The organism is Cereibacter changlensis JA139, from assembly GCF_003034985.1.
GTDB lineage: Bacteria > Pseudomonadota > Alphaproteobacteria > Rhodobacterales > Rhodobacteraceae > Cereibacter > Cereibacter changlensis.
Window position 1 is genome coordinate 1 of record NZ_PZKG01000241.1, and the last position, 3,325, is coordinate 3,325.

Annotated in this window: 6 protein-coding genes; all 6 read left to right on the plus strand. The window is 60.4% G+C overall.

The window, feature by feature from the left end:
* Positions 1–549: 549 nt before the first annotated feature.
* Positions 550–867 (plus strand): H-NS histone family protein, encoded by a 318-nt coding sequence (locus tag C5F48_RS22545; RefSeq protein ID WP_107665966.1) that lies wholly within the window; start codon positions 550–552, stop codon positions 865–867.
* Between the two features lie 210 nt (positions 868–1,077).
* The gene (locus tag C5F48_RS22550) at positions 1,078–1,806 is read left to right on the plus strand and encodes a hypothetical protein (protein WP_107665967.1); all 729 of its coding nucleotides are present in this window, start codon (positions 1,078–1,080) and stop codon (positions 1,804–1,806) included.
* A gap of 143 nt (positions 1,807–1,949) precedes the next feature.
* Entirely contained in the window at positions 1,950–2,165 is a 216-nt protein-coding gene (locus tag C5F48_RS22555; protein ID WP_107665968.1) for a hypothetical protein, read from the plus strand.
* 96 nt (positions 2,166–2,261) lie between these two features.
* The gene (locus C5F48_RS22560; RefSeq protein ID WP_107665969.1) at positions 2,262–2,828 is read left to right on the plus strand and encodes a hypothetical protein; all 567 of its coding nucleotides are present in this window, start codon (positions 2,262–2,264) and stop codon (positions 2,826–2,828) included.
* A 130-nt stretch (positions 2,829–2,958) separates the two neighbouring features.
* Positions 2,959–3,213 (plus strand): AbrB/MazE/SpoVT family DNA-binding domain-containing protein, encoded by a 255-nt coding sequence (locus C5F48_RS22565; protein WP_107665970.1) that lies wholly within the window; start codon positions 2,959–2,961, stop codon positions 3,211–3,213.
* A partial coding sequence (locus tag C5F48_RS22570; RefSeq protein ID WP_146170715.1) for a type II toxin-antitoxin system PemK/MazF family toxin occupies positions 3,213–3,325 on the plus strand: 113 nt, incomplete at its 3' end. The genes C5F48_RS22565 and C5F48_RS22570, both read left to right, overlap by 1 nt.

The window sequence follows — 3,325 nt, forward strand, 5'->3', positions numbered from 1 at the left end:
CACCGTGAAGTTTACCGGCCCATGAACTAGGACAGTTCGGCTTCATTATATACAATGGAGCGGCGTAAGTCCCGGCGCAGGAAGTTGAGTGACCTCCTGCGTCCGTTCAAGATGAATGCTGGCAGGTCCCACAAATAATTCCCGTGGTTCTCAACCTACTTTGCTTACCACGCCCTGGGCGAGGCCAAGGGGGTGCAATGGCCCCTGCCCGATGGCGCACTGGAGGTCATGGAGCCTGCCTGAGCGTCTGCGGAGAATCCTCGCCCTTGTAGCGCAGCGGTGCCCGCAGGCTTTGGCGAAGCGTAGCTGAAGCAGTCGGCCATGCTCATCTGAAGCGCCTCGACCTGTTTTTCCGGCGCAGATTGTCCCAGTTTGGATGCACAACTGTTGTGTTATTCTGGGATCTTCGCCTGCGTCCGAACATAGCGTGGATTGAGGCGGGCGACCCGCCAACCTAGCCAATTTAGCGGGCGACAAAACAGTGAATTGCGCGTTCTTGCCATTCGAGTATATTGAGGAATGATGGGATATTCAACCAACGGAGCGTTAATGAACAATCTGAACGAGATGTCGCTTGCCGATCTGAAGACACTGCAAAAAGACGTCGGTCGCGCGATCGGCACTTTTGAAAGGCGCCGCAAGGCAGAAGCCGTTGCAGCATTGGAAACCGCCGCAAAGGAGATGGGGTTTACCCTTGCAGAGCTGATCGGCCAGCAGCCCGGCCGCCGGCGCAGCATCGCAATGGCCAAGTATGCCAATCCGGCAGACCCTTCCGATACCTGGAGCGGGCGGGGCCGTCAGCCGCACTGGTTCAGGGATGCTCTGATGGCCGGCCGCACCGAGCAAGATCTTCTTATCAATACCTGACACCGCCACGAACAACAGGCGCCCCTCCGGGCCGCTCTGCCTCGCCCGCGAAACACCTTGAAGATCGAGCGGCGCCGACGTCGCTCGATGCCACCGCACTCGTCTTCGCCGCCCCTACCGGGTTCGCCTGCGGGCCGCTCCGCAGTCTCCGACGCCGTTCAGCATCTCCGGCGTGTTCCTCGTGAACGGGCCCGAGGCATAGGAGTCGCCATGTGCCGAGCAAGTTTCACCCTTGGCGTGACCACCGCAAAGGATCAGGCACCCGCCCCTGACCTGTGGTCCTTGATCCTAGCGAACCTGAAGGCCATCAGCCAGTGCCGCCACTGGACCGAACTGGCTAATGGTCGCGCCGCCATCGCCAACGTCTGCTGGTCAAATGCGGAGCAGGATCTGGCCGCAATGTCGGCCAGCTTCGCCGGGCTGCGGTTTTCCGTCCATGTGCAGGATGGCTTCGGAAGGGAGCACTTCGTCGACGCCCTCGGAGGCTATACCGATCTGCGACCCGGCAAGGTCATATTCCCACCTGTCACGCTCTGGCACACCGGCGGCGTCACGGGCGCCGGTTGTGGCGAGCCGAGGACCGGCCTCACTGTCTGGTCGATCTTCATCGAGACCGAGGATGGCGAGGCAAACCACCTCGCCCTCACCGCAGAAGACGCAGGCAAGATAGCCTGCGCCGCGGTCGAGCCGATCTGGCATCGACTCCACCGAGGCGAACCCATGCCCGACGATTGGCGCGAAGCTCTCAACCTCACGCAGGATCAGGGTTGCATCGGCAGCGTGACCGTCTCGGAACATGTCCTGCCGCTTCCAGGCCGAACTCAGCTCGACGGCGTCGCCCCAGTGATCCGACCGGCCGAAAGGACAGGCATCCCTTGCATTCCGGCGCTTTCCGAAACCGAAGCCCAAGGCGAAAATCCCGGCCAAAGCCGGGGTTGAGCCATAGGCGATGGTAGAGGCTGCCGCAGGCTGCGCCCGCTGCGATCAGGTATGGCGCGGTGATAGGTCGCGCCGGATCGGGTTGCAGTCTTCCCTTATAGGTTGTTCTTGAATGGCTCCGCCAAGTTTCAAAGGTTTCATTTATGGCCAAATTCTTTTGGGGAGCCGGCCTCGCCATCTGCCTTTTGCTCGCGACCCTCTTCGCCTTTTTCACCTTCATCGGCCTTGTCGATGTGGTTCGCTACTGTCCCGGGGCTCAGTGTCGTGAGCCCTGGGCCATTGCGTTTATTTCTGGGGGCGTCACTGCGGCGGGCCTCGGAATGGCATGGCTGATCTATCGTTACTTTCGGCCCGAGTGATCCGCACCTGTCCCACACGATCAGAGGGCCGCATGTAGGGTTTGAGCGATGCTCAACCCATGGTAATCTCAAGACGTACGAGTTCGGGAGGCGCTTATGCCCCGAGACCCCAATCAGTTGCTGGTCAACGCCATGCGTTGTCTGACAGCGGCGGATGTTCTTCTCGGATCCGCCGACTACGGGGCAGACCGTAAAACCTTCCTGCTCCCTGTGACCCTGACCATCGGCAACGGGTTGGAGTTGCTGTTCAAGTACAACCTCGTCCTACAGGGCCACACCCTCGCCCTGCTGCGCGAGAGATACGACCGCGATGTTTTCCGCCTGTGGAAGCAGCCCGAAAACGCCGCAATCCGGCTGATGGCCCGCGAGAACTTCGCCCATGCCGTCGCCGCTCTTCCCGACGAGTTCATCAGGGCGCATCATCATAGATACGGAAAGCCCATCGCCGAACTCGAACACTACCTGATGACGCTCGCAAGGGTGCTGCAGTCCATGAAACTGCGGGCGCCTGCAGAATCCAAAGACCTGACATGTTGCCCATGGCTTCTGCTCGACACGTTCATGCCCATCGCGAGCCTGCAGACGCTCAACCCTAAATGGCTCACCCCAGACCATTTTCGCATCGGCGGCTTCCGAGAACAGCTGAAAAATCTGGACATCTGAGCCAGATCGATTCGTCTTCGCCCCGCTCCCCAGATTCCGGGACAGAGCGAAGTCTTCGGGTTTCTGGAGAGCGCCAGCTAGACCGCGCCGGCCTCTCATGTTATATTGTCGTATAACTATGGAGGATAACATGCATACGACGAAACTCCGGAAGGTCGGGGGATCGGTGATGATGGCGGTCCCGCCTGCGCTTCTGGACCTGCTGCACATCGGCGCCGGCGCTAAGGTTGGGCTTGCTGTCGACAACGGTCGGCTGGTGGTCGATCCGCAACCTCGCCCCCGCTACACGCTCGACGAGTTGTTGGCTCAGTGCCGCACAACCGATGTGACCGACGAGGACCGCGCTTGGCTCGATGACAAGCCGATGGGCAACGAACTGATCTAATGGAGCGCGGAGATATCTATATCGTCGGGCTCGACCCGACCAAAGGACATGAGCAACAGGGAACGCGTCCGGTACTGGTCGTGTCGCCGGGATCATTCAACCGGCTGACCGG